The 23,274-nt window shown below is 49.0% G+C and carries 20 protein-coding genes, 1 tRNA gene and 1 pseudogene; 11 read left to right on the forward strand and 11 right to left on the reverse strand.

The genetic code is table 11. The features are described from left to right. Positions 1–3 precede the first annotated feature (3 nt). Genes hydA through ygeW form a run of 4 tightly spaced genes read right to left on the reverse strand, consistent with a single transcriptional unit; the run spans position 4 to position 5,155 of the window. Positions 4–1,404 carry a dihydropyrimidinase gene (gene hydA / locus WB371_RS08510; RefSeq protein WP_336219636.1) on the reverse strand — a complete coding sequence of 467 codons (1,401 nt, stop codon included), beginning with the start codon at positions 1,402–1,404 and terminating at the stop codon, positions 4–6. Between the two features lie 44 nt (positions 1,405–1,448). Further along, entirely contained in the window at positions 1,449–2,660 is a 1,212-nt protein-coding gene (locus tag WB371_RS08515; protein WP_336219637.1) for a YgeY family selenium metabolism-linked hydrolase, read from the reverse strand. 55 nt (positions 2,661–2,715) lie between these two features. Next, complete coding sequence (dpaL, locus tag WB371_RS08520) at positions 2,716–3,912, reverse strand: diaminopropionate ammonia-lyase (RefSeq protein WP_336219638.1); 1,197 nt, start codon at positions 3,910–3,912, stop codon at positions 2,716–2,718. 55 nt (positions 3,913–3,967) lie between these two features. Next, entirely contained in the window at positions 3,968–5,155 is a 1,188-nt protein-coding gene (gene ygeW / locus WB371_RS08525; RefSeq protein WP_336219639.1) for a knotted carbamoyltransferase YgeW, read from the reverse strand. Positions 5,156–5,621: 466 nt separating this feature from the next. On the opposite strand from ygeW, the gene WB371_RS08530 reads away from it, so the two are divergent. Further along, positions 5,622–7,400: a sigma-54-dependent Fis family transcriptional regulator gene (locus tag WB371_RS08530; protein ID WP_336219640.1), complete on the forward strand. Its 1,779-nt coding sequence runs from the start codon at positions 5,622–5,624 to the stop codon at positions 7,398–7,400. Here WB371_RS08530 and xdhC read toward each other — a convergent pair. Genes xdhC through xdhA form a run of 3 tightly spaced genes read right to left on the reverse strand, consistent with a single transcriptional unit; the run spans position 7,397 to position 11,068 of the window. After that, positions 7,397–7,885 carry a xanthine dehydrogenase iron sulfur-binding subunit XdhC gene (gene xdhC / locus WB371_RS08535; protein WP_336219641.1) on the reverse strand — a complete coding sequence of 163 codons (489 nt, stop codon included), beginning with the start codon at positions 7,883–7,885 and terminating at the stop codon, positions 7,397–7,399. The genes WB371_RS08530 and xdhC overlap by 4 nt on opposite strands. After that, complete coding sequence (xdhB, locus tag WB371_RS08540) at positions 7,882–8,760, reverse strand: xanthine dehydrogenase FAD-binding subunit XdhB (protein WP_336219642.1); 879 nt, start codon at positions 8,758–8,760, stop codon at positions 7,882–7,884. Before xdhB ends, xdhC begins: the two co-directional genes overlap by 4 nt. Positions 8,761–8,770: 10 nt before the next feature. Further along, a complete protein-coding gene (gene xdhA / locus WB371_RS08545; RefSeq protein ID WP_336219643.1) occupies positions 8,771–11,068 on the reverse strand; it encodes a xanthine dehydrogenase molybdenum-binding subunit XdhA in 2,298 nt (765 codons plus the stop codon). A 322-nt stretch (positions 11,069–11,390) separates the two neighbouring features. Between xdhA and actS the strand changes: the two genes are divergently transcribed. From actS to WB371_RS08560, 3 genes and pseudogenes are all read left to right on the forward strand, one after another. Continuing rightward, complete coding sequence (actS, locus tag WB371_RS08550) at positions 11,391–12,140, forward strand: amidase activator ActS (protein ID WP_336219644.1); 750 nt, start codon at positions 11,391–11,393, stop codon at positions 12,138–12,140. 79 nt (positions 12,141–12,219) lie between these two features. Next, positions 12,220–12,293 (forward strand) — tRNA-Gly (locus WB371_RS08555). A gap of 117 nt (positions 12,294–12,410) precedes the next feature. Further along, positions 12,411–13,122, forward strand: a pseudogene (locus tag WB371_RS08560) (tyrosine-type recombinase/integrase); the annotation flags it as partial. An 89-nt stretch (positions 13,123–13,211) separates the two neighbouring features. On the opposite strand, the gene WB371_RS08565 reads toward WB371_RS08560, so the two are convergent. Genes WB371_RS08565 through WB371_RS08575 form a run of 3 tightly spaced genes read right to left on the reverse strand, consistent with a single transcriptional unit; the run spans position 13,212 to position 14,610 of the window. After that, complete coding sequence (locus WB371_RS08565; RefSeq protein WP_336219645.1) at positions 13,212–13,637, reverse strand: hypothetical protein; 426 nt, start codon at positions 13,635–13,637, stop codon at positions 13,212–13,214. Then, a complete protein-coding gene (locus WB371_RS08570) occupies positions 13,634–14,104 on the reverse strand; it encodes a L,D-transpeptidase family protein (protein WP_336219646.1) in 471 nt (156 codons plus the stop codon). Before WB371_RS08570 ends, WB371_RS08565 begins: the two co-directional genes overlap by 4 nt. Before the next feature lie 14 nt (positions 14,105–14,118). Further along, complete coding sequence (locus tag WB371_RS08575) at positions 14,119–14,610, reverse strand: Hcp family type VI secretion system effector (protein WP_336219647.1); 492 nt, start codon at positions 14,608–14,610, stop codon at positions 14,119–14,121. Between the two features lie 960 nt (positions 14,611–15,570). Here WB371_RS08575 and WB371_RS08580 point away from each other — a divergent pair. The 7 genes from WB371_RS08580 to WB371_RS08610 all read left to right on the forward strand — a co-directional run bounded on the left by WB371_RS08580 (position 15,571) and on the right by WB371_RS08610 (position 22,697). Beyond that, the gene (locus tag WB371_RS08580; RefSeq protein ID WP_336219648.1) at positions 15,571–15,843 is read left to right on the forward strand and encodes a hypothetical protein; all 273 of its coding nucleotides are present in this window, start codon (positions 15,571–15,573) and stop codon (positions 15,841–15,843) included. Between the two features lie 525 nt (positions 15,844–16,368). Next, on the forward strand, positions 16,369–16,908 hold the full coding sequence (locus WB371_RS08585; protein ID WP_336219649.1) for a fimbrial protein: 540 nt from the start codon (positions 16,369–16,371) through the stop codon (positions 16,906–16,908). 51 nt (positions 16,909–16,959) lie between these two features. Next, positions 16,960–17,646, forward strand: a complete 687-nt coding sequence (locus tag WB371_RS08590) for a fimbria/pilus periplasmic chaperone (RefSeq protein WP_336219650.1) — start codon at positions 16,960–16,962, stop codon at positions 17,644–17,646. Continuing rightward, a complete protein-coding gene (locus WB371_RS08595) occupies positions 17,624–20,203 on the forward strand; it encodes a fimbria/pilus outer membrane usher protein (RefSeq protein WP_420704038.1) in 2,580 nt (859 codons plus the stop codon). Before WB371_RS08590 ends, WB371_RS08595 begins: the two co-directional genes overlap by 23 nt. Next, positions 20,187–20,750: a fimbrial protein gene (locus WB371_RS08600; RefSeq protein WP_336219652.1), complete on the forward strand. Its 564-nt coding sequence runs from the start codon at positions 20,187–20,189 to the stop codon at positions 20,748–20,750. The genes WB371_RS08595 and WB371_RS08600 overlap by 17 nt, the downstream gene beginning before the upstream one ends. Before the next feature lie 73 nt (positions 20,751–20,823). Beyond that, the gene (locus WB371_RS08605; RefSeq protein ID WP_336219653.1) at positions 20,824–21,900 is read left to right on the forward strand and encodes a type 1 fimbrial protein; all 1,077 of its coding nucleotides are present in this window, start codon (positions 20,824–20,826) and stop codon (positions 21,898–21,900) included. A gap of 143 nt (positions 21,901–22,043) precedes the next feature. Next, positions 22,044–22,697 (forward strand): helix-turn-helix domain-containing protein, encoded by a 654-nt coding sequence (locus WB371_RS08610; protein ID WP_336219654.1) that lies wholly within the window; start codon positions 22,044–22,046, stop codon positions 22,695–22,697. Positions 22,698–22,880: 183 nt separating this feature from the next. Here the strand turns inward: WB371_RS08610 and WB371_RS08615 are convergent, their stop codons facing one another. After that, on the reverse strand, positions 22,881–23,177 hold the full coding sequence (locus tag WB371_RS08615; protein WP_336219655.1) for a hypothetical protein: 297 nt from the start codon (positions 23,175–23,177) through the stop codon (positions 22,881–22,883). Positions 23,178–23,274 lie beyond the last annotated feature (97 nt).

The following is a 23,274-nucleotide window of genomic DNA, read 5'->3' on the forward strand; positions in this document are numbered from 1 at the left end:
TGCTTACTTATCTGTTTCACGAATGTCGGGCGGCGTAAACGGTTTACGACGTAAGAAGCGACCCCGACCCGCTTTCCCTGTAAAAACGCCATCACAGTAGAGCGTTTCACCACGCGACAGCGTTCTGACAATCGTTCCCTGGCAGCAGAAACCCTCCCACGGAGAATAGTCGGCGTTGTCGTGCAGCCCGGCATGGTGGATCTCGTGTGGCTGGCGGGGATCGATAATGACGACATCGCCATCCGATCCAGGCGCAAGCCGTCCCTTTTGCGGCCACAGGCCGAACAGCCTGGCGGGCATCGCACTGGTTAAATCAACAAAGCGTTCTGGCGTTATGCGTCCACTCATGACGCCGTGCGAAAAGAGCAGTGACAGGCGGTTTTCCACGCCCGGTAACCCATTTGGGCAGCGGCTAAAATCACCGCCGGAGATCTGTTGTCGTTGCGCCATTGAGAACGTGCAGTGATCGGTCGCCACCACATCGATTGTTCCATCGCTGATGCCACACCAGAGCTTGTCCTGTTCGCGAACGTTGCGTAACGGCGGGCTAAGAATGAAATTCAGGCCATCTTCTGCGTCATATCGGCGTTCATCCAGTAACAGATATTGCGGACAGGTCTCTATCCACACCGACTGGTGATTCGCTTTTGCCAGTCGTAAATACTCCAGCCCCAGGCCATTGGATAAGTGGACGATATACAGCGGCGCGTTGCCGGCGATTTGTGCGAGGTTAATCATTCGCCCGATGGCCTCGGCTTCGCACTCCAGCGGTCTGCTCAGGGCGTGATAGCGCGGCGCGGTTAACCCTGCGGCGATAAAATCAGCCCGTTTACTGGCGATTGCCGCGTCGTTTTCCGGGTGAACCGTCGTCAGCGCGCCGGAGTGATGCAGACGACGCAGTACCCGTAATGTTTCATCATCATTGAGTTTGTACTGATAGGTCAGATAGAGCTTAAAGCTGCTAATGCCGTCTTCCACCATCATCGGGATTTCGTCAAGAATGGCGTGATTGACGTGTTGGATGACGCCGTGAAAGCTGTAGTCAATGACGGCTTTATGGGCGGCGTACTCCCGGTAGACCTCCAGTTGATGGCGTAACCGACAGCCCGTTGGGCCAAATCCCATATGGTCGATAATGGTTGTTGTACCGCCACACGCCGCAGCGCGGGTGCCGGTAAAAAAATCATCACAGCTACGGGCCAGCCCGACGTCAATATTGAAATGCGTATGTACATCTACCCCGCCGGGGAAAACGTAACAGCCCGCCGCGTTGATGACTTCACAAGAGGGCGGTGGTGTAATCTCCGTATCCAGTTGGCGAACAATGCCGCTTTCAATCAGCAGATCCTGTTTTGCCTGTCCGTCAGCGTTAACGACAATGCCATTTTTAATCAACACACGCATAGCAAGCTCCAGAAATCCCCCGGCAGGCCGGGGGAGATTGATCGTTATTTCGTTGCCAGCCAGGATAATGGGATCGCCGCGTACATGGCGGCGCAGGTCACCAGATGCGATTTCCAGGTCTTCTCGTTTGGCGCATGGGCCTCCGGCTCTTTACCCGGGCCAAAGCCGATCACTGGAATACCGTGACGCCCCATGATCGATACGCCGTTGGTGGAGAAGGTCCACTTATCGACCACTGGCGCTTTGCCGAACAGTCCCTCGTAGGCGTTGACCAGTGCTTTGACGGTGAAGTGATCTTCTTCCACTTTCCAGGTTGGGAAATAGCACTCGGTTGGATACACCAGCCCGGTCCAGGAGGGGCGGTCATAGTTGTACATTGAGACTACCGCGTTGGCTTTCTTCACGGCGGGCAGGGCGCGGATCTCTTCCAGCGCGCCTTCCCAGGTCTCTCCCCAGGTCAGACGACGGTCAATGGAGACCGCGCAACTGTCCGCCACGGCGCAGCGGCTTGGCGAGGTGAAGAAGATTTCAGAAACGGTTAGGGTGCCTTTGCCGAGGAATTCGTCATATGACAGATGGTGTGACAGTTCCTGCAACTCGTTGAGAATCGGGCCCATTTTGAAGATGGCGTTATCACCGCGTTCCGGAGCGGAGCCGTGACAACTGACCCCCTGGACATCAATGCGGATTTCCATGCGCCCGCGCTGCCCGCGGTAGATCTGGCAGTCGGTTGGCTCGGTGCTGACGACAAATTCCGGACGGATGCCCGATTGCTCAATGATGTACTGCCAGCACAGCCCGTCACAATCTTCTTCCTGTACCGTTCCTGTCACCAGCAGCGTGTACTCATCTTCCAGACCGAGATCTTTAATGATTTTCCCGGCATAGACCATTGAGGCCATACCGCCTTCCTGGTCGGATGTACCGCGCCCGCCAATCAGTTCATCAGTCTCCATCCCTTCATAGGGATCGAAGTTCCAGTTCTTGATATTACCGATACCAACCGTATCAATATGCGCATCCATCGCGACAAGGCGCGGGCCGTGGCCGATGTATCCCAAAATGTTACCCATAGGATCGATCTCGACTTTATCGAATCCCACTTTCTCCATTTCCTGTTTGATACGATGGACAACGCGTTTTTCATCGCAGCTTTCGCTGGGAATGGCAACCATGTCGCGCAGGAAGCGCGTCATGTCTTCTTTGTAGTCGTGTGCTTTTTCCAGAATCAGTTTAAAGGGAATGTGCTTAGCCATTTCTTTTCTCCAGTGTGCGCTCCCGTCTCTCCTGGGGAGCCTGTTCCAATAGGGGTTACGGTGCGACCGGATGTTTGCCTTCCCAAACCACTTCACGGTAGTGCTTAACATCGGTATCGCCTTCGGTACTGATGACCAGCACAACGGCGTCTTTATCCAGCGCCAGTTTGTCCATAAGGGCCTGACGTTGCGGGTGATAATGAACAGCGGCCAGAACGCCCAGACCGACTGCGCCTGACTCACCGGAGATCACGCGCGGATCGGTGCCGCAGGGATTGCCGAGCACGCGCATGCCCAGCGCTGCGACGCTGTCCTGGCAGGAGATGAATTGTGTGGCGCAGTTGCGCAGGATTTCCCAACCGAGCGGGTTCGGTTCGCCACAGGCCAGACCGGCCATGATGGTCGCCATATCCCCGCCGACGTTGACGATTTCGCCTTTCACGCCGGAACGATAAATACAGTCGGCTTTGTCCGGTTCGACGATAATGCTGTGCAGATTTTGTGGACCATAGACATCAACCAGATAGCCCAGCACCCCGCCCGCCATCGCGCCAACGCCTGCCTGTAACAGCACGTGAGTGGGCGTGACGCCGATTGCGCGCATTTGCTCCACGGCCTCATCGGCCAGCGTGGCGTAGCCTTGCATAATCCAGGTGGGAATTTTTGTGTAGCCTTCCCAGGCGGTATCCTGCACCACTTCCCAGCCGTTCTGTTGGGCATGTTGCAGGGTCAGGCGGACGGTATCGTCATAGTTCATATCCGTGACGATGCACTCTGCGCCGAGCTTGAGAATGGCGTCCACACGTTCCTGGGCGGAACCTTTCGGCATGTAAATCACGGCATGCTGTCCGAGCTGCTGTGCAGCCCAGGCGATACCGCGACCGTGGTTGCCGTCAGTGGTAGTGGCAAACGTCATTTTCTCGCCAATAGCGTTTCTGAGGTGTTCGAACGAGAGCGTTTCAATATCAAGATGATATTTCTCGCACAGCAGTTGGGCGATGGCATATGCGCCACCGAGCATTTTGAAAGCGTTCAGCCCAAAGCGTTTTGATTCATCTTTGACGACTATTTTTTTCACGCCGAGCAGATTGGCAAGGCAGTCGAGCGCGCACAGAGGGGTAGGCTGATAGCCGGTGATTTTTTGGTGGAACTGGCGCGCGGTTTTAGCCTGTTTTTGTGAAAAGAGGGGCGACGTTTCACCGTTATAAAACTGATTATCGGCAACATCGATCTTCAATGAGAAAACGGACATATCCTATCCTTTTGGCCTCCGAAAAGGAGAGCCGACCGGCGGGTCGGCTCAGGGGTTATTTGATGCGCGGTTGCGCGGCTTTCAACAGTTGCTCCAGCACCACGCCAGGCTTCGGATATTTGCGGGAGAGGATCATCGCGGCGATGATATAGGGCTTCCAACTGGCTTCTTTGTAAGTGGCGATGCGGTATTTTTCGAATACCGTTTCGGCAACTTCCCCCTCTTTGCAGGAGACGCCGCTGATATCCGCAGGCAGGCAGTGCATATACAGCGCGTCGCCATCGCGGGTGAGTTGCATCATTTCTTCGGTGCAGTGCCAGTCTTTATGCTTCGCATTCTGCTCAAGGCACTGTCTTTCCAGCTCTTTCAGGGCGGCATGATCGTTGGCGCGTAGCAGTTCGGTACGTTCTTCCATCACTTTGTACGGCGCCCATGACTTCGGATAGACGATATCGGCGTCTTTGAACGCTTCTTCCATACTGGTGACCTGGCGGAAGCTGCCGCCGGAGGCATGAGCATTGTTTTTCGCCACTTCAATCACGTCCGGGATCAGGTCGTAGCCTTCCGGATGCGCGAGGGTGACATCCATGCCAAAGCGGGTCATCAGGCCGATAATCCCCTGCGGTACGGAGAGGGGCTTACCGTAACTGGGGGAGTAAGCCCAGGTCATGGCGATTTTTTTGCCCTTGAGGTTTTCCAGTGAGCCAAAGTGCTCACGCAACCAGGCCAGATCGGCCATCGCCTGCGTCGGGTGGTCAATATCACATTGCAGGTTGACTAACGCCGGGCGCTGCGGCAACACGCCCTGCTTGTAGCCGTCGTCGAGCGCGGCGCCGACTTCACGCATATAGGCATTGCCTGCGCCAAGGTACATGTCGTCGCGAATACCAATTGCGTCAGCGCAGAAAGAGATCATATTGGCCGTCTCGCGGACAGTTTCACCGTGGGCGATTTGCGATTTCCCTTCATCAAGATCCTGCTGAGCGAGACCGAGCAGGTTAAGGGCGGAGGCATAAGAGAAGCGGGTACGAGTGGAGTTATCACGGAATACAGAGATTCCTAAACCACTATTGAAGACTTTCGTCGCGATATTTTCAGCTCGCAGCATCTTCAGCGCAGCGGCGACGTCCAGGACTTGTCTGAGTTCATCCGGCGTCTGTTCCCACGTTAACAAAAAATCCTTCTCGTGGAGGTTTGAGGTCAGCGAATTGATATCCTTTATCAGCTCATTAACAGTTTTCATTGTAAGGTCCCGGTAGTGGAGTGACGGCAAGGTAGCTTTTTCGTGGTAAGGGCGAAGGCATTACCGCGATACCAGGGACTAACAATAAACATGCCAAAATGAGTCTGACGGTCAATAAACGTGAATTAATAAAGCAATCTGTGGTCTTTATCACAGATATTGTGCGCTTTAAATTGGGATGAAATATACGAAAACGTTTGGCTTCATAACCAGAATAATTTACCTCTTCTCCTGTTGACAGATTAATCCCTTAAAAAAGAGCCAATGCCACCAGTTTGATAAATTTGCCTTGAGGATTCTCATATTGATATGGAAATGTGATTTCTCTTCCATATTTTTATTATAAAATGATAAACATCCTGTGTTTTTATCAAAGCAAATTGGGGCTGAGTTAGTATCCTTATATTCTACGAACCATCAATGTCTTCAACGATCAATTAGTTAAGTGATTCCGGAAGGTAATACTATGGTGCTTGCAACAACGCAATCCGTTTTGATGCAGATTCAACCGACAATTCAGCGCTTTGCCAGAATGCTTGCCAGCGTATTACAGCTTGAAGTTGAGATTGTCGATGAGAGCCTCTGTCGCGTGGCGGGAACCGGCGCGTATGGAAAATTCCTTGGCCGGCCGCTGAGCGGTAACTCGAGGTTGCTGAAATATGTGCTTGAAACAAAGAAAGAAAAGGTGGTAACACACTCCCGCTTCGATCCGCTTTGTGAGGGATGTGACAACAAGGAGAATTGTCGTGAGAAAGCGTTTCTTGGCACGCCAGTGATTCTTCAGGATCGTTGTGTGGGCGTGATCAGTTTGATTGCCGTGACGCATGAGCAGCAGGAGCATATCAATGATAACCTGCACGAGTTTTCCGATTATGTGCGTCATATATCCACCATTTTTGTGTCGAAACTTCTTGAAGATCAGAGTGGCAGTGACAGCATCAGTAAAATATTTTCGACAATGATTGAGAATATGGATCAAGGTGTATTGGTCATTGACGAAGATAATCGTGTTCAGTTCGCTAATCAGACGGCGCTGAAAATTCTTGGCGTCGTACAGAATAATATGGTGGGAAAATCCGTCCGGTTCCGGCCATTAACCTATGAGAGTCATTTCACCCACGGACATATGCAGCATATTGTCTCCTGGGATGATAAAAACGAATTGATTATTGGCCAGTTGCATCACGTTCAGGGACGGCAATTATTTCTGATGGCCTTTCATCAGTCGCATACCAGTTCCGCCGTATCGATTGCCCCGGATGAGCCGCATATTGAGCAACTGGTGGGCGAGTGTCGGGTCATGCGTCAGCTTAAGCAGTTGATTGCTCGTATTGCGCCCAGCCCGTCCAGCGTCATGATTGTGGGGGAAAGCGGCACCGGGAAAGAGGTGGTTGCCCGGGCGATTCACAAACTGAGTGAGCGTCGCAATAAGCCCTTTATTGCCATTAACTGCGCCGCAATCCCCGAACCACTGTTGGAAAGTGAGCTGTTTGGCTATGTTAAAGGCGCATTTACGGGGGCTTCTGCTAATGGGAAAACCGGCCTGATCCAGGCGGCAAACAGCGGCACGTTATTTCTCGATGAAATCGGCGATATGCCGTTGATGCTCCAGGCGAAACTATTAAGGGCCATTGAAGCAAGAGAGGTTTTGCCCATTGGCGCGAGCTGTCCGGTTCAGGTCGATATTCGCATTATTTCAGCGACCAACCAAAATCTTGGGCAGTTCATCGCTGAAGGTAAATTCCGCGAAGATCTTTTCTACCGGCTGAATGTCATCCCGGTGACCTTGCCGCCATTGCGTGAACGGCAGGATGATATTGAGCTGCTGATTCACTATTTTCTGCATCTGCATACGCGTCGTTTGGGATTGGTTTATCCGGGGATTGCGCCTGATGTTGTGGCGCTGCTCAGACACCATCAATGGCCGGGTAACCTTCGTGAATTAAGCAATCTGATGGAGTATCTGGTAAACGTTGTCCCCTCAGGTGAAGTGATTGACAGTACGCTGCTACCGCCGAATCTTATCAATAATGGTAAAGCGCCGGTGTCTGCTGGCATTGCCACTCACATGGCGCATCCGCTCGCGGAGGAAGCAGGCGGCACTGCGCTGGAAGAGATGGAAAAGCAGATGATCCGCGATGCCTTATCTCGCCACTCGAATAAAAAACAGGTGGCGGATGAGTTGGGCATCGGTATCGCAACGCTTTATCGTAAGATCAAAAAGTATGAGTTGCTGAACGCTTAACGCGGTTCCTCTGGTGCGAGGCAGTGCTGTACGGTATCAACGATCATTTGGTATCCGGTGCAGCGGCACAGATTTCCCGCCAGTCCGCGCCGGATCTCCAGAATGGTCAAGGGCTTATCTCGCGGTTTGTTCAGCATTGCGGTGGTCGCCATGATCAATCCTGGGGTGCAAAAACCGCATTGAACGGCGCCGGAAGTGGCATAAGCCTTCTGCACCCGGGAAAGTTGACCGTCGACGGATTCCCCTTCCAGCGTGCGGATCTGTTTTCCCGCTGCCCACACCGCGAGATAGAGGCAACTGTCAACGGCCGTGCCGTCAACCAGGACCGTGCAGGCGCCGCATTCACCCACGCCACAGCCCTGTTTTACGCTCAGTAATCCCTGTTCGCGCAGTAATTCAGAGAGCGGCATGCCGGGCTTGATGCTGAGTTGAAAAGGGATGCCATTGATTTCGCACTCCAGCGTGATTCGGTTGGTGTCATTCATTGCCACTTTCCTCCCGCCGCGATAACGGCTTCGTTAATGACTTTCTTCGTCATTGTCTGAATGAGATGCAGACGAAATTCCTTACTTGCTCGCCAGGAAGAGCGCGGCGCGACGTCCTGGAGGACGGATTCGGCAATCGCGTCCAGCGTTTGTTGAGTCAATGGTGCATGTTGCGCCGTGCGTTCGGCATGCTGGCAGCGGACTGGCGTGGGGGCCGCGACGCCGAAAGCCAGCCGGAGTTCTTTCAGACTGCCGTTATCCAGGTGACACAGAGTCGCACAGCCAATGGTTGAGATATCCATTGCCTCCCGCATCGCATATTTAAAATGCGCACTGCCTGTATGAGCTGTAGGCTGTGGTGGAAAATGAAAGGCGACGAGAATTTCATTCTGCTCAAGAGCGACTTTACCAGGGCCGGTATGAAAACCGTTTATGCTGACGAATCGCACGCCTTTCGGGGAGCGAATCTCAAGCAAGGCGTCATAAATTAAGGTTGGCGTCGCGGAGTCTGCGCTGGTTGCGCCGTTACAGATATTCCCGCCGTAGGTTGCGACGTTACGGATTTGCGGCCCCGCGATGGACGCGGCGGCAGCGCACAAGGCAGGCAAATATTGTTGCGTTAGCGGGTGCTCGATCAGTTCAGTGAAGGTGGTCGCCGAGCCGATGCGTAATCCCTTCTCTTTTGTCAGTGTGATTCCCTGCAGTTCTGGCAAACGATGGATATCGACAATATGCCGGTAATGCGCATTGTGATGATGCAGTTGAATCAACACGTCGGTTCCGCCTGCGAGCAACGTCGCCTGTGGATGGCGCGACAGCAGGTGGAGCGCATCGGCAATGTCAGCAGCACGGTGGTAAGAAGCAAAGTCAAACATGGTGTTATCCTCAAATCAGACCTGCCAGATGGAATTCCTCAAACAGACGTTTTGGTGTCAGAGGCAACGTATTAACAGCCACGCCTGTCGCCATTTTCACCGCGTTACGAATGGCGGCGGCAACCGGGATAATCGGCGGTTCGCCAAGAGATTTATGTCCATAGGCGGATTGCGGTTCATACGTTTCGACAAAGGCGCTTTCCAGCGGCGGCAGATCGGGCATTGTGGGCATTTTGTAATCGAGGAGATTGGGATTACGGACCATGCCGCTTTCAGCATCAATAATCATCTCTTCAAAGAGCGACCAGCCGATCCCCATTCCCATTCCACCATGAACCTGCCCCTCAGCCAGGAGAGGATTCAGAATATGACCGGAATCATGAACATTAAGAATTCGGTTGATCGTAACCTTGCACAGCGCAAGATCGACGCTCAGATCGACGAAGGTACAACCAAATGCCGGTGGGTTAGTGGTTGTTTTCACTGAGCATTCTGCTGACAGTTGACCACCGCGCTCCGGGTGGTAAAAGGTATCCATCGCCACGTCTTTTAACGACAGCAAAGGCGCGTCCGGGCGTTCGGTCAGTACAATGTTTCCTCCGGTTAGCGTCAGCGCCATCGCTGACTGATGCAACATGTCTGCGGCATGGCTGAGGATTTTATCTCTGAGTTGTAATGCCGCTTTGCGTAAGGCTGGCGCGGCGACATAGCTTTGGCGCGAGGCAAATGCGCCAGGGTCAAAAGGCGTAATATCCGTATCCTGTGTTGAAATGACGTGTACATCGCGAACCGGTACGCCGACCGTTTCGGCCACCATCTGCGAGAATACGGTATCGGCTCCCTGACCAATTTCCGTGGCCCCGCTCTGAACATGGAGAGTTCCATCCTGATTCATGAGCAGACGAGCGCCAGCAATCTCCACGCCGACCGGCCAGGTATTAGAGGTGTAGCTGAAACAGGCGACGCCAACTCCGCGACGGATAGCGCCCTGTTGATGCTGGCACGCCGCGCGGCGAGCATCCCAGTCAAACAACTCGCGGCCTTTTTGCAGACACGCCGGGAGACCGGCACTGTAGATACGTTTCCCGGTAATAGGGTTTATGTCGCCTTCGCGGGCTGCATTACGCAGCCGAATCTCTACCGGATCGAGCCCCAGCGCTGTTGCCGCATCATCCAGTAGCGACTCCACGGCAAAGATAACCTGCGGGGCGCCGTAGCCACGCATCGCGCCTGCGGAGGGGAGGTTGGTGTAGCAGGTTGTGGATCGGTATGCGTAAGCGCTGCGTGGATAGAGATATGCGACTTTGTTGCCGCCAGCAGAAGCGATCGAATGTCCGTGAGAGGCATAGGCGCCGGTGTTAGACAGAACATCCAGACTGTAGCCTTTCAACGTACCATCACGGTTCACCCCCATCCGACCCTCAATGGTAAACGCATGGCGGGTGCGGGAGGCGAGGAAACACTCTTCGCGACTGAGGGAAACTTTCACCGGAATACCACCCAGTTTGCGGGTCAGGAAGGCTGCCATCGGTTCTTCCAGCACATCTTGTTTGTTGCCAAATCCACCGCCGATGTACGGTTTGATGACCCGCACGCATGACCATGGAATGTCGAGCGCTTGCCCTACAATCCGGCGGACAATATGTGGGATCTGGGTGCTTGAGACGATGGAAATACGGGTGTCATCTTCCATCCAGGCCAAGGAGGTGATGCTTTCCATGTGGCAATGTTGAACAACCGGTGTCTGGTAATGTCCCTGGATCTGGAAATCTGCAGCGTCAATGGCCTGTTGGACATCACCTGTATTCATTTCACTGCGATTTAGCACGTTACCGCGAGAGTGAATCTGGACGGCATCCGGAGCCTGTGCCGCTTCCGGGGTGGTAATCACCGGGAATTTTTCCCATTCCACACGCACCAGGCGTGCTGCTTTTTCTGCGGTGAGTTCATCCCTTGCGACCGCAATCGCAATCGCATCGCCATGATGGCGAACATGACGGGTCAGCAGGAAACGATCGGCAATATCGCGTTTGTTTTCATCAAGCGTCCACGCGTGCCCCGCCGTTGCGAAGGGAATATCAGGGACATCTTCCCAGGTAAAAATCGCCAGCACGCCGGGCAGATTTTTCGCCTCGTCACAGTGAATACTGGCGACATAACCATGAGCTATTGGGCTGCGAACGTATTTGGCGTAACACATCCCTGCCATCATGTAATCATCGGTATATCGAGCCCGCCCGGTCACTTTCGCGATGGCATCTACGCGCATACATGATTCACCGGTTGCGGTTGCTTCCCGTGCATTCATAAATGTCCCCTCGGTTTGACAATTTGGTTCCTGAACAACCGTAAAATCAGGCAAGAAATACGCCAGATACGCAAAGTAGGGCCGTGAGAGCAGGGAAGTGTGACGAGGGTAAAAGTATGGTCTGATAAGAGGCAAGATAAGCCAGTGGAAACGGAGTGCCTGCGTATCATTATGAGTTTAATCAACTCATTGTGATACACCGTTAGAGAGGGTGATAGCCTTTTTCAGGCTGCCTGCTCCCTTCTTATACCGACGCAATAAATTTGGCATCCGGATTAGGGCTGCTATCATATGACGTCTGTGAATGTTGCGAGGAACGGTTTTGAGCGCAGGACGCCTGAAGAAAAATAGCCTGGGTATTGCGATGCTGCTTTGTGCGGGACTGTTAATGGCAGGCTGCTCGGGGAGCAAATCGTCGGATTCCGGATCGTATTCTGGCGCCGTTTACACGGTGAAACGGGGGGATACGCTTTACCGGATTTCACGTACCACCGGTACAAGCGTCAAAGACCTTGCGCGTCTGAACGGCATTTCGCCGCCGTATACCATTGAAGTGGGCCAAAAGCTGAAGCTCGGTGGATCGAAAACCGCCTCAACCAAAACCAGTAAAAAATCCTCCACGAAAACGGTCACGGCAAGCTCCTCTTCTTCTGTACCGCAATCCTCCTGGCCGCCTGTTGGTCAGCGTTGTTGGGTGTGGCCTGCCAGCGGGAAGGTAATTTTGCCTTACTCGACGGCAGATGGCGGAAATAAAGGGATCGATATTTCTGCCGCCCGTGGCACGCCAGTTTATGCCGCAGGTGCCGGGAAGGTGGTCTACGTTGGCAATCAACTGCGCGGCTACGGTAATCTCATCATGATTAAACACAGTGAAGATTACATTACCGCTTATGCGCACAATGACACCATGCTGGTGAATAACGGACAAAGCGTGAAGGCGGGGCAGAAGATCGCCACGATGGGCAGCACGGATGCGGCATCCGTGCGGTTGCATTTCCAGATTCGTTATCGTGCGACGGCCATAGATCCCCTGCGCTATTTGCCGCCGCAGGGCAGTAAGCCAAAATGCTGACGGCGAATTAATCGCCAGTCAGCAGGTCTCTCCCTTGCCATCAAGAGCGTAAGGTTTATAATGCCTCACGCACTCCAAAGCGGGCGTAGTTCAATGGTAGAACGAGAGCTTCCCAAGCTCTATACGAGGGTTCGATTCCCTTCGCCCGCTCCAGACACACCTTTCTCAAGTTCTCTTAACTCCTACAAAACCCAGTAAACATAAACATCTCAGGCTGATTTGATATTTTCAAGCTCTACATGGTTCTAGGGAAATCTATGCATACAAATTGATGGCAATGGCCTGTCACTGCTTGTTGAGTCGAACGGCTCGAAAGGGTGGCGCTTCCGGTACCGTTTCGACGGAAAGCCCAAAATGCTATCGCTCGGTACGTACCCGTTAATATCTTTGACTGATGCCAGACAAAAACGTGATGAAGCCAAAAAGCTGGTGGTCACCGGTATAAACTCCAGTGAGGTGCGAAAGCGGGAAAAGCAAGACCGGCAGACCGAGATCGGCAATACTTTCGAGGCGATTGCCCGCGAGTGGTATTAAGCGATTTGACCGCTGGTCTGCATCCTACGCAGAAGAGATGATTAAAACGTTCGAAATTGACGTGTTCCCATATATTGGCAATCGGCCTATTGCTGAAATTAAGCCAATGGAGCTAATGGGGGTGCTCTCTTTGCTCGATGGGAGAGGGGCTACAGAGAAACTGCGCAAAGTCCGCCAGCGCTGTGGTGAGGTCTGGCGCTATGCCATTGTGACTGGAAGGGCTGAGTATAATCCTGCGCCTGATTTAGTGAGCGCGTTTGCACCGCACAAAAAAGAGCATTACGCCTTTTTGAAATCAGACGAGTTGGCGGAGTTTTTCCGTGTCCTCAATACGTACAGTGATAGCTTTCTTGTCAAAACAGTAATGAGGTTACAGGTTCTGACAGGTTTACGTCCCGGTGAGCTGCGGCGGGCGCAGGAACAACGACCAGCAGCAGACTTCGATGATTTCGACCAGACACCGCCAAACGATGAAATCCCGTTCTGATGGTGGGGGGAGTGGTGAAACAGGCCCGCTACAGGTATGCGGGCTTTTATTTAATTACCAGTGGCGGCTTCGTGCGCTGAACTGGCGATTTCTTTACAGAGAGATTCACCTGAGGAAGGACATTGGGAAGTTGCCAGTTTTTCTACGTTGAACAAATCATCCGTATCAAGCGTGGTGTTTATGTGGTCTAACACCCAACCTTTCAGCGGAGGATTTTTTGCAATAATCTTATCCAGATTAGGTAATGTTTCCCATTTATCTGCCAGTAACCGAATAACCGCCTCGGAACTCCCTTCCGCAATATCTCCATCATCACACTGACGATAATGATTAAAATAATCGTTAACTGTCTGCCATGTTGTGAGGTGGTCAACGGCAAGATCGGCCGCTTCCGCGTCTTTGGGCGAACACTCCGCTGCTACTGCGTTACCTGCAATCAGGATAAAAACGGAAAGCAGTGAAGCTAATACCTTCATAAAAAATAAGTCCTCACGCCATGATAGATTTTATTTTCGTTACGGTGTGTTGAGCCTACAGCTGACGGGCCGCTGTTATTCAGCACTTCAATCGTACTAAGCGATGATGTCGCCATGTAGTCTTTTATTTTACTCATGGCTTCATCTGTTGTGCGGATGCAGCCCATAGTCGCATGTGGTGGGCCGGGTCTAAAACGTGCATTAGCTCTCCCGGAATGAACACCAATACCGGGATGTCCCGGGACGTTAAACCGAATAATTCCGTATGACCCATAAGGGCCGTTTGGATCTGGTGTGTGTCGGTGTGGTGAACTTCGGTCCTGAATTTCATACGTTCCATTATGAATATGGCGGATCGTCGCATGAGAATCGACATTGTTATAGGCCGACCACTTACCAATCACAGATCCGTCACTACCCAAAAGAGTTATTTCGTGCGTTGCAGCGTCAAAAGAAAGCCGTGACATCGGTCATCTCCGTCTTAAGCGGTTGTCCGTTCGTTCCAGGCGTCTGAGTACACCAGATTGCCATCACAGAACTTCCAGGTGATTTTTTCATAGCGGAGATCGACGTATTCCATATGATTCAGGTGCTGCATACTCGGATCTTTGCAGTGATTCATTACCGGAGTGATTGCCACAACCTTCACATTCTCCAGCAGCATGTTGAAGTATTCCACTTCTTGTCCTGCGTCGTTAATTCTGTACCATTTCATCTCAGCAGATTTAAGCGTCTGGCCAGTGGCTGCAGCTTTGTACAGATAGGTTGATGAGCTGTCGAACTCTTTACCAATAGTGAACGCACCATGTACACGTGTACCCGTTTGTTTTCCTGTGTTCCCATCTACAGGGATATGCAGGCCATGAGTAAAGCTCAGAACTTCAATACTTCCTTCACGATCCCGTACGTCGGATGAACCCTTAATCAGTGCACCACCGTCGTCCTTAAGAAACAGGTGTGCGGGAATAGCCATTTTGATAACTCCTTGTTGATGCGTGAATTTCCATAACCATACCGCTCAACAAGTTGTGTAAATGTAATGATTGATTGGAATGAATTAACCATCATCCACATAACTGATATCTTCGCGTAAATCATTCAGGTGAACGGTGAAAAGTTGGTGAGGGAGGGGGCGGAAAATCTCTGGAAGCCATAGCCAGTGTAATGGCCCGCTTGGTCGAATTTTTACACCCGCGAAATTAAAAAATTCCACTGCACAAAAAACAGAAAATCTTTGCGCAAAATTGGGGGAGGGGGGGGACATAGATTTATTAAGGTTTCAGGCGTTGCCGATGCTAAGAAATCCTAAGGTTTTGGCATGCGTACCTGATGACATTTGATAAGGTTCTCGGAGTCCAGCATGTATAGATTTGTTCAGGTTGCCAGCCAGGCGAATGGTGTTCTGGCCACCAGCCGTATCACCGATAATTGGCCGGTGATATCGATTAGCGAGAACAGTGAAGCGAAGGGTGCGTGTGTATAGAAATATAACTCACTACATCGCCTTGTTTGCTGGTTTATCTGTGATTTGTACTATGCCCTTCGCCCGCTCCAGACACACTCCCCTGAAATCTACCAAACTCAACTTTTCCTTGATAAATAATCAGTTATAGCGTTCTGTTAGTCTATTTACAGAAATGATTTCTGATTTGGCGCTTCTTGACCCATAAAGTGGACATACAAACACCTGTATAAATAACCGGCAATAGTCACTTCTGGCTTGGCATAATAAAACATGCCATACAATTAAATAGCGTTATCTCATTTTATATGGGGGACGATGTTAATTAGATATTTAACGATTTGTGAATATTCATTTTATTAATGATGCCATAGTCTCATTTGAGACTAAAAACAAATGCCAATCATTACCTGGCTCATATATTGTTACCTTCTGGTAGTGTCTTTTAACAACAGAAAGGGAGATGAGTCTGTGAGTGAATTAAATATGAATATCTTAAATGATTCAATCAAAAATCAACCCGGCAGAGTGCTGAATTCTTTTGATGAATACTGTGACTGGTACCTTGATTTATATGACTTTAGCATCTTTTCAGAAGATGAAGTTGTACTTGCTCTGGAGGAGGGGAAGCCAAATGTGTATCCTTGCATACCTTTGGTTATTAACAATTCTCCCGACATAGTTTTTGTGGATGTTAATTTAGTGGAGTTTTTATATGATAGTATTAATAGCGTAAGAATCTAAATGAAGAATTGCTTATTTTAATAAATGTATATTTATCAAAATAAATATAATGTCACTATATATCTTATGACTTTCTCAGATGGAATTTATTGATATCATCTTAAAGTGTAGCAATTTAATTTCATTCTATAAATTAAAAATACTCTTTAAATCATAAAGTACATAAGGCAGTGGTAATATTTGCCTTGCGCTGATTTGATATGTTGCATTCATGTTATCAATAAACAGATTTAAAATTTCTGATTTAACATTAATAAATCTAACGCGTCACTTTGTAAAAAATAGCGAATTGAATCTAATCTGCATTCAAATATGGTATTGCCATAATGATTTTAAATTTTTTAAAACTAATGGTTATTGAAATGTAAAATCAAGTCTAAAAAGAGACATCTGCACTGTAAACCATCTCTTAAAAGAGAATGCGCTGATTCCTTAGTGCCTATTAAATCATCTAAACTGTGGCAATGAGAACGTGTAAATCTCATTTTAATATTATCTAAAGACAAATTATCGCCTGGAGTTTTTATGAATTTTAAATTCAACAAAACACTGATCGTTAGTGTTTTATTTCTATCTGTCCCATTTACAGTTAATGCAGACAATAAAATAATATTTACTGGTAAGGTTATCGATTCCGCCTGTACTGTTTCTGTTAATGGTGGTGTAGCAACACTGGACCTTGGGGATACTGCAGCGACAGATATTGCAATCAAGGGGCAAACAGGTGCGCCGAAAATTTTTAATATTTCACTGACTTCTTGCCCGGCAGCGGGTGCAGGTGTCCCGACGAAAGCATTTATTAAATTTAGTGGAACAACGGATGGTGACGAAACTTATTTCAAAAACGATTTGACGGATACTAATGCGGCAAAAAACGTTGCTGTAATAATTAAAGACAGTAAAAATACGGCCATCATTAATAATGACGGGAATACTGCTATTGATTTACCTGCGGCGGGGGGGGATTTGGATATTGATTACACCGCAAGCCTTGTTGCCAGTGCGGCAACCCCGACAAAAGGTGATGTCTCTACAACCGTTACCTATACCGTTAGCTACGAATAATCTTACGAAGTGTCAGAGTGTTCTGGCACTTTTTAAATGCAGAGAATCTTGATGAAAGTTTTAAAAATTTCGTTAGCTATGCTGATAATGTCAGCATCTGCTTTTGATGCTATTGCCAGTGTGACAGTGGGCGGTACCCGTGTCGTCTTTGAAGGAACAAAGAAAGAGACAGCATTATCGGTTGAAAATAAGGATAAAGTCGCGAACCTGGTTCAGTCATGGATCACCCCTGCAGATTCAACAACGCCAGGTAAAGAAGCCATCATTATTACACCGCCTTTGTTTCGCCTGGATTCCGGAGATAAAAATGTTCTTCGTATTGCGCGTTCAGGCCTTCCGATGCCGGAAGATCATGAAAGTATGTATTGGCTCAACGTCAAAGGCATTGCCGCCACAAATGATGATACGGTCAGTAATAGCATTCAAATTGCTGTTAATTCGCGCCTGAAGCTTATTTATCGACCCGCAAAACTGGTAGGAACTTATCCTGAGCAATTTACACAAAAGCTAAACTGGCGGATAGTCGACCACAAATTACAGGTGATGAATCCAACACCTTACTATATGAATTTTGCCGTGGTCAAAATCAATAATAAAAACGTAGAGAGTGCAACATGGGTGGGACCGAATGCTACGGTGAGTTTTAATTTGCCTGCGGGGGTGAGTGGAGGAAAGCTAAGCTGGAAGATTTATAATGATTTTGGAATGGGTGGAGATGAGCATCAAACATCCATTTAATATTGATGATAATCAATATCACACCCGAGCCATTTACTCTGTATCATGGATGGTGCCACTTTGCCTGATTTACAGCGGATATTCCTTTGGCAGAGAGCATTTTAACCCTGCCTTGCTGGAAATGACGGATAGCGCTATATCCGCGGTAGATTTGTCGATTTTCGAAAAAGGGCATCAGGCTCCAGGGATGTACCGTGTTGACGTTTTTGTCAATAATCAGCAGGTAGACTCTTTGGAAATTAAGTTTGTACACAGCCAGCCTCCCGAGGAATCCGATACTCTGATGCCATGCTTAACTGTTGAACAACTTAACAGTTGGGGAGTCAATACCGCCAGGTATCCCGCACTGACCGCTGAAGGAAGCCAGTGTGCGGACTTATCCGCAATAGCTGATGCCCGCGCCGAGTTTAAATTTAATGTTCAGAGATTAAATTTAAGCATACCGCAATCTGCATTGGCGAATCAGATTCGTGACTATATTCCTCCTGAAAAGTGGGATGAGGGTATCAATGCATTTTTACTTAACTATAGTATGACCGGCTCAACAACGATGCAGCGAGGTACGGGCCAGCAAACCAATACAAATCAGTATGGGAACTTTCGCCCTGGTGTAAATATCGGTCCATGGCGCATTCGTAATTACTCCACATGGAATCATGACAACCAGGGTAAAAACGAATGGGATTCGGTTTATAACTATATCTCGCGGGATATTAAATCACTGCGCAGTCAGTTGACGCTGGGAGACAGTAATACGTCAAACGATGTTTTCGATAGCATTACTTTTCGTGGCGTCCAATTGGCTTCAGATGAGAACATGATACCGGATAGCCTGAAAGGTTATGCGCCGGTGATCCGCGGTATTGCCCGGACCAATGCTGAAGTGACGGTTAATCAGAACGGTCACAGTATTTATAAGACCACGGTGGCACCGGGGGCTTTTGTGATTAATGATCTCTACCCGACAGGTAGCGGTGGGGATATGGATGTCACGATCAAAGAGTCCGATGGTTCTGAACAACATATGGTGGTCCCATATGCATCGTTGCCTGTTTTACACCGGGAAGGAAGTATTAATTACAGTCTGACCGGCGGGCAAACCCGAAATGGCGGTAATAAAGAGGCGAGTTTTAGCCAGATAAGCGGTATTTATGGCTTGCCCTGGGGGATGACAGCTTATGGCGGGGTGCAACAAACCAACATCGGCTATTCCTCTGTTGTGGTGGGACTCGGTCTTAACATGGGAGATATTGGTGCAATATCGGCTGATGTTACTCATGCCAGGGCCAGGGTAAATATCACGGATGCCTCCACAGGCACAGAAAAGTTGTCAGATGAAAACGGTCAGTCATTACGTGTGCGCTACAGTAAGAACTTTTTGCTTACGGGGACAAACCTCGCTGTTGCGGGATATCGCTATTCTACCAGTGGATATTATTCCTTATCTGAGGCGCTGGATTCGTACCAGGAAGATGAAACGAATGACCGACGCCGTAATCGTACGGAGTTATCACTGACACAGGATATTGTGTATGGCTCTGTATCAGCCAGCTATATAAATGAAAACTATTGGGATCATAGCCGGACCACCTCTCTGAGTCTGAGCTATAACAATAGCTGGAACGGTATAAGCTACGGTTTTAACTATGTTTATAACCTGAATAAAAACGATGACGGCCCGTCTAATAGCCGAAATGACGATCGTCAGGTCTCGTTCAATATCAGCATTCCACTGGATAAATACCTGCCGGGTTCGAGTGTCAGCTATAGCATGAACAGTGAAAAAAATGGCCCGACAACATATAACGTCAATGCTTCAGGCTCGGCATTTTACGACCATTCACTGAACTGGAGTGTGCAGGAAGGGTACTCAGACGCCGATCATAAAACTAACGGTAGCATTGCCGCTGGCTATAAAAGTCGTTATGCCGATATGAGCGGTGGATATTCGTATGATAATAACGCCCAGCGAGTGAACTACGGTATTCAAGGTGGCGTAGTGGTACATCAACATGGCATTACGCTTTCTCAGCCTTTTAATGACACGGTGGTATTAGTTAATGCTAACGGTGCGGCCAACGTTCCTGTCGCCAGCCAGTCCGGCATTAAAACGGATAAGCAGGGCTTTGCCATCGTGCCTTATGCCAACCCCTATCATAAAAACAACATATCGCTGGATACCGAACATCTGGAAAGCACGGATGTTGAATTAGAAGAAACCAGTAAGAATGTGATCCCCACTCGTGGCGCAGTGGTTGAAGCGGGTTACAACACCAGCGTCGGCAATCGTGTCCTTTTTACGTTGGTTCAGGAAAACAATAAACCGGTACCGTTTGGAACAACGGTGAGCACTTCAGATAACAAGGATGACCTTTCCCAGACTCGCAGTGCCATTGTTGGAGATGAAGGACTGGTCTATTTAACCGGGTTAAACGAACGAGGCACATTAATTGCGGCCTGGGGCAACGGTAACCAGAATCGTTGCGCTGTTAGCTACGTTTTGCCGAAAGAGAAAACTGTATCCGGAGTCGCGATTCTGCATGAAAAATGTCACTAACCGCGTAAACCTGGCCAGTGCCGTTGCTTTGATGGCCTTGTGCGTTATCCCTTCGGGTAAATTACTGGCTTTCGATGCTTCAAGTGTGGTTCAGGTGCAGGTCACCGGGACGATCATCGCCTCTTCCTGTCAGGTTGAGGTGCCGCAGGAGGTCAGTCTGGGGCAAATATCACGTCAGGATCTGTCGGTTCCTGGTGGGAACAGCAGTACGATGGTCGTGGCGTTGAAGTTGTCGCAATGTTCTCCCCAGTTGACTCGGGCAACGGTGAGTTTTACCGGTATGCCCTATACCGACGATCCGGCTTATGCCAATGCGATTTATGCTAACGAAATGGCTGATGGGGCAAAAGATATTGGGTTACAACTTTTTAATATCGATGGTAAAGCGCTGGTGAATCTGGCCAACGGCGTGAGTTATTCTTTCCCGGTTCAGACGGAGACTCATGCCGGTTTGTTATCAATTGGGGCAAGAATGTACTCACCCCATGGTACGCCAACGGCCGGTGATTTTAAGAGCGCCGTCACGGTGAATTTCACATACCAGTAATATTGCCTGTCGGGAGACGTGTTCTTTACGCCTCTCGTCATTATTCTCGTTTTGTTATCCATTGATTATCATTATGAATATTAAAAAATTATTTCTGCTTGCATCTCTGTTTTTTTTCTCACATTTGAGTCTTGCAGACTGTCAGCGCGGCACCGGGCTTTTTGATGATAAAAGTATTTCTACAAGTTATATTTCGCTGCCGGGAAATATTGTTGTGGAAAATAGTGATTATTCAGCGGGAACCGTTCTCTATTCCTCTGGCTGGGTAGCGGGTTCCAATGACGATCTGACAATGTCAGGTTGTGGCAGATCCTATGTTGTCGGTTATTTTTATCTCAACACTCCACAGGTTGAAGCGCCAGGGGGAACACAGTTGATGCCAACAAACCTCTCCGGTATAGGTGTTCGAGTGACAGCTATGAATCAGGCAGGTCCGAATGATTCGCCGACACCCGTAGATAACGACTGGCATGCGGGTAGCGGCACCAGGGATGACCACACGCTGAGAAATTCGCAGTATATGGTCGAACTGGTTGCCACTGGCGGCCCGATTTCGGCCGGGACGTTGTCCTTTGGAAGCCCGCTGGCGCAGGTAGATTTCCGTGAAGATCCCAGTCATAGCGCTGCTGGCGACATTGCCTCGAATGTCGTTCTGAATAACACGCAGGTGGTGATTAAAGCGATGGGGTGTAATGCAGATACGTCAAGCCTCCGCTTTAATTTCGACACTATCAATGTGACGGAGTTTGATACACAAAACGTTATTCGGGCGCCTGAGGATCAGACGGTGAATCTCACCTGCGAAGTGGGCACGAATGTCTCACTCTCAGTGGCTGCGGCTGAAGCATCAGGGGACAATGCCAACCATACGGTGATTGCGTTAACGGGAGCAGGTAGCGAAGGGGTAGCGACAGGTCTCGGTGTTCAGTTAGGGCTTAAAGCGAGAACCTATGACAGTGGCACTCAGGGTCTTCCTCTCAATCAATTGCTTACCATAATCTCCTCTCAGCGTAACGGCAATCTTTATACCAGCGGCGGAGCTCAGGCTCAGGAGCCACTCACGTTCAGCGCAAGCTATTATAAAACGGCTGGCACGGTGATCGCAGGTACTGCAAATGCCACTGCCACATTAACGCTGACTTATAACTAACGTAAATGTGAGGCAATTAATTTCAATGGCTAAAATAAAAATCCGGAAGTGATTTTTTTTAAGGATAGTTTATAATTGGTTTAACATTAAATTCTAAAACCATTAGGTCTGACTCCGTTCAGAACTAAATTATTGAGCTTATTATGCAAGTTAATTTCTCTGCCTTTCCCCAGTCAGAATTACTAAAAAAACCTGTTCATGATATTCAGGTTCTTATGGATTCATTGATTCCTGCGGCCCGATTGCTTGATTGCAAGAAAAATAAAAAGCTCAATTTTGTTCGTTCCGGGAAGCCCGTCTGCTATCTGGTATTTGAAGGGCGAGGGCTGATCTGTCGAAGTCGGGATAATCTTGTTATCGCCACTTCCCGTGCTCCCAGTATCATTGGCGTTACCAGCGTCTTATTCCCTCTCAGTGAAGAATATTACTGGCGTCCGGAAACTGATGCACTGGTGATGTGTGTGGAAACCGATACTGTTAATCAGGTCATCGCTGAGAAAAATTTATGGAAAAATTTATCATTTGTATTAGGTTTTATAAATTATCGGCTCAACGAATATAATGTTAAATCGACCGCACGAACAGGTAGCAGTCTGATTAACAAACAAATTCACGCTCTGATGCTTGAACCTATTGAATTGAGAATGAAAACGGGTCTGGCTAACTACATCCTGGATCGCACGTTATTATCCCGAAGTTATGTCATGAAAATTGTGGCAGAACTTAAGGCGAAGAATAAAATTGTACTGGACGGAAAAATTCTTATTCAGGTAAATAATTTGGACGATGATGAATAAAGTGCCACAAGGTTTATGTGGTATATTATCAAAAATAAAGTTATCAAAAATAAAGATTCCGGAATGATGTTCATCGATCCGGAACCTTTTACTTTACGATATTTGGGGCAACATAACGGAGAAGCGTCGATCCAGACATCGCAATCAGGATGACATTCAGATATGTCAGCCTGTTATCGGACCTTAACCACCAATCTGATTGGTGTAGTTATCAACGAAAGTAGTGACATCATCTTTGCCAAAGAGGAAACCACCAACACCACCAACAACAGTACCGACAACGCTACCCACTACTGCGCCAACACCCTGTGCAATAACGCCAAAACCCAGCCCATCAGACTTTGTATTGATGCCACCCAGTGCCAGACCAGTACAGAAACCTGCACCTGCGCCATAAACGGCCCCTTCGATAGCGTCACCTAAAGAGCTTGCCCAGGCACCGTTCACCATCTCGATTTCAGTTTGATTTAATTCACGCATTTTATTCCATATCCTTATTAGATGTCTTGGTTGCTTATACCAGCTAACGTGTATTTAGCTGTGAATAACATTATCGATAATTAAAAAACGCTGTATA

The sequence above is a fragment of the Citrobacter amalonaticus genome, assembly GCF_037053465.1.
GTDB classification, from domain to species: domain Bacteria; phylum Pseudomonadota; class Gammaproteobacteria; order Enterobacterales; family Enterobacteriaceae; genus Citrobacter_A; species Citrobacter_A amalonaticus_H.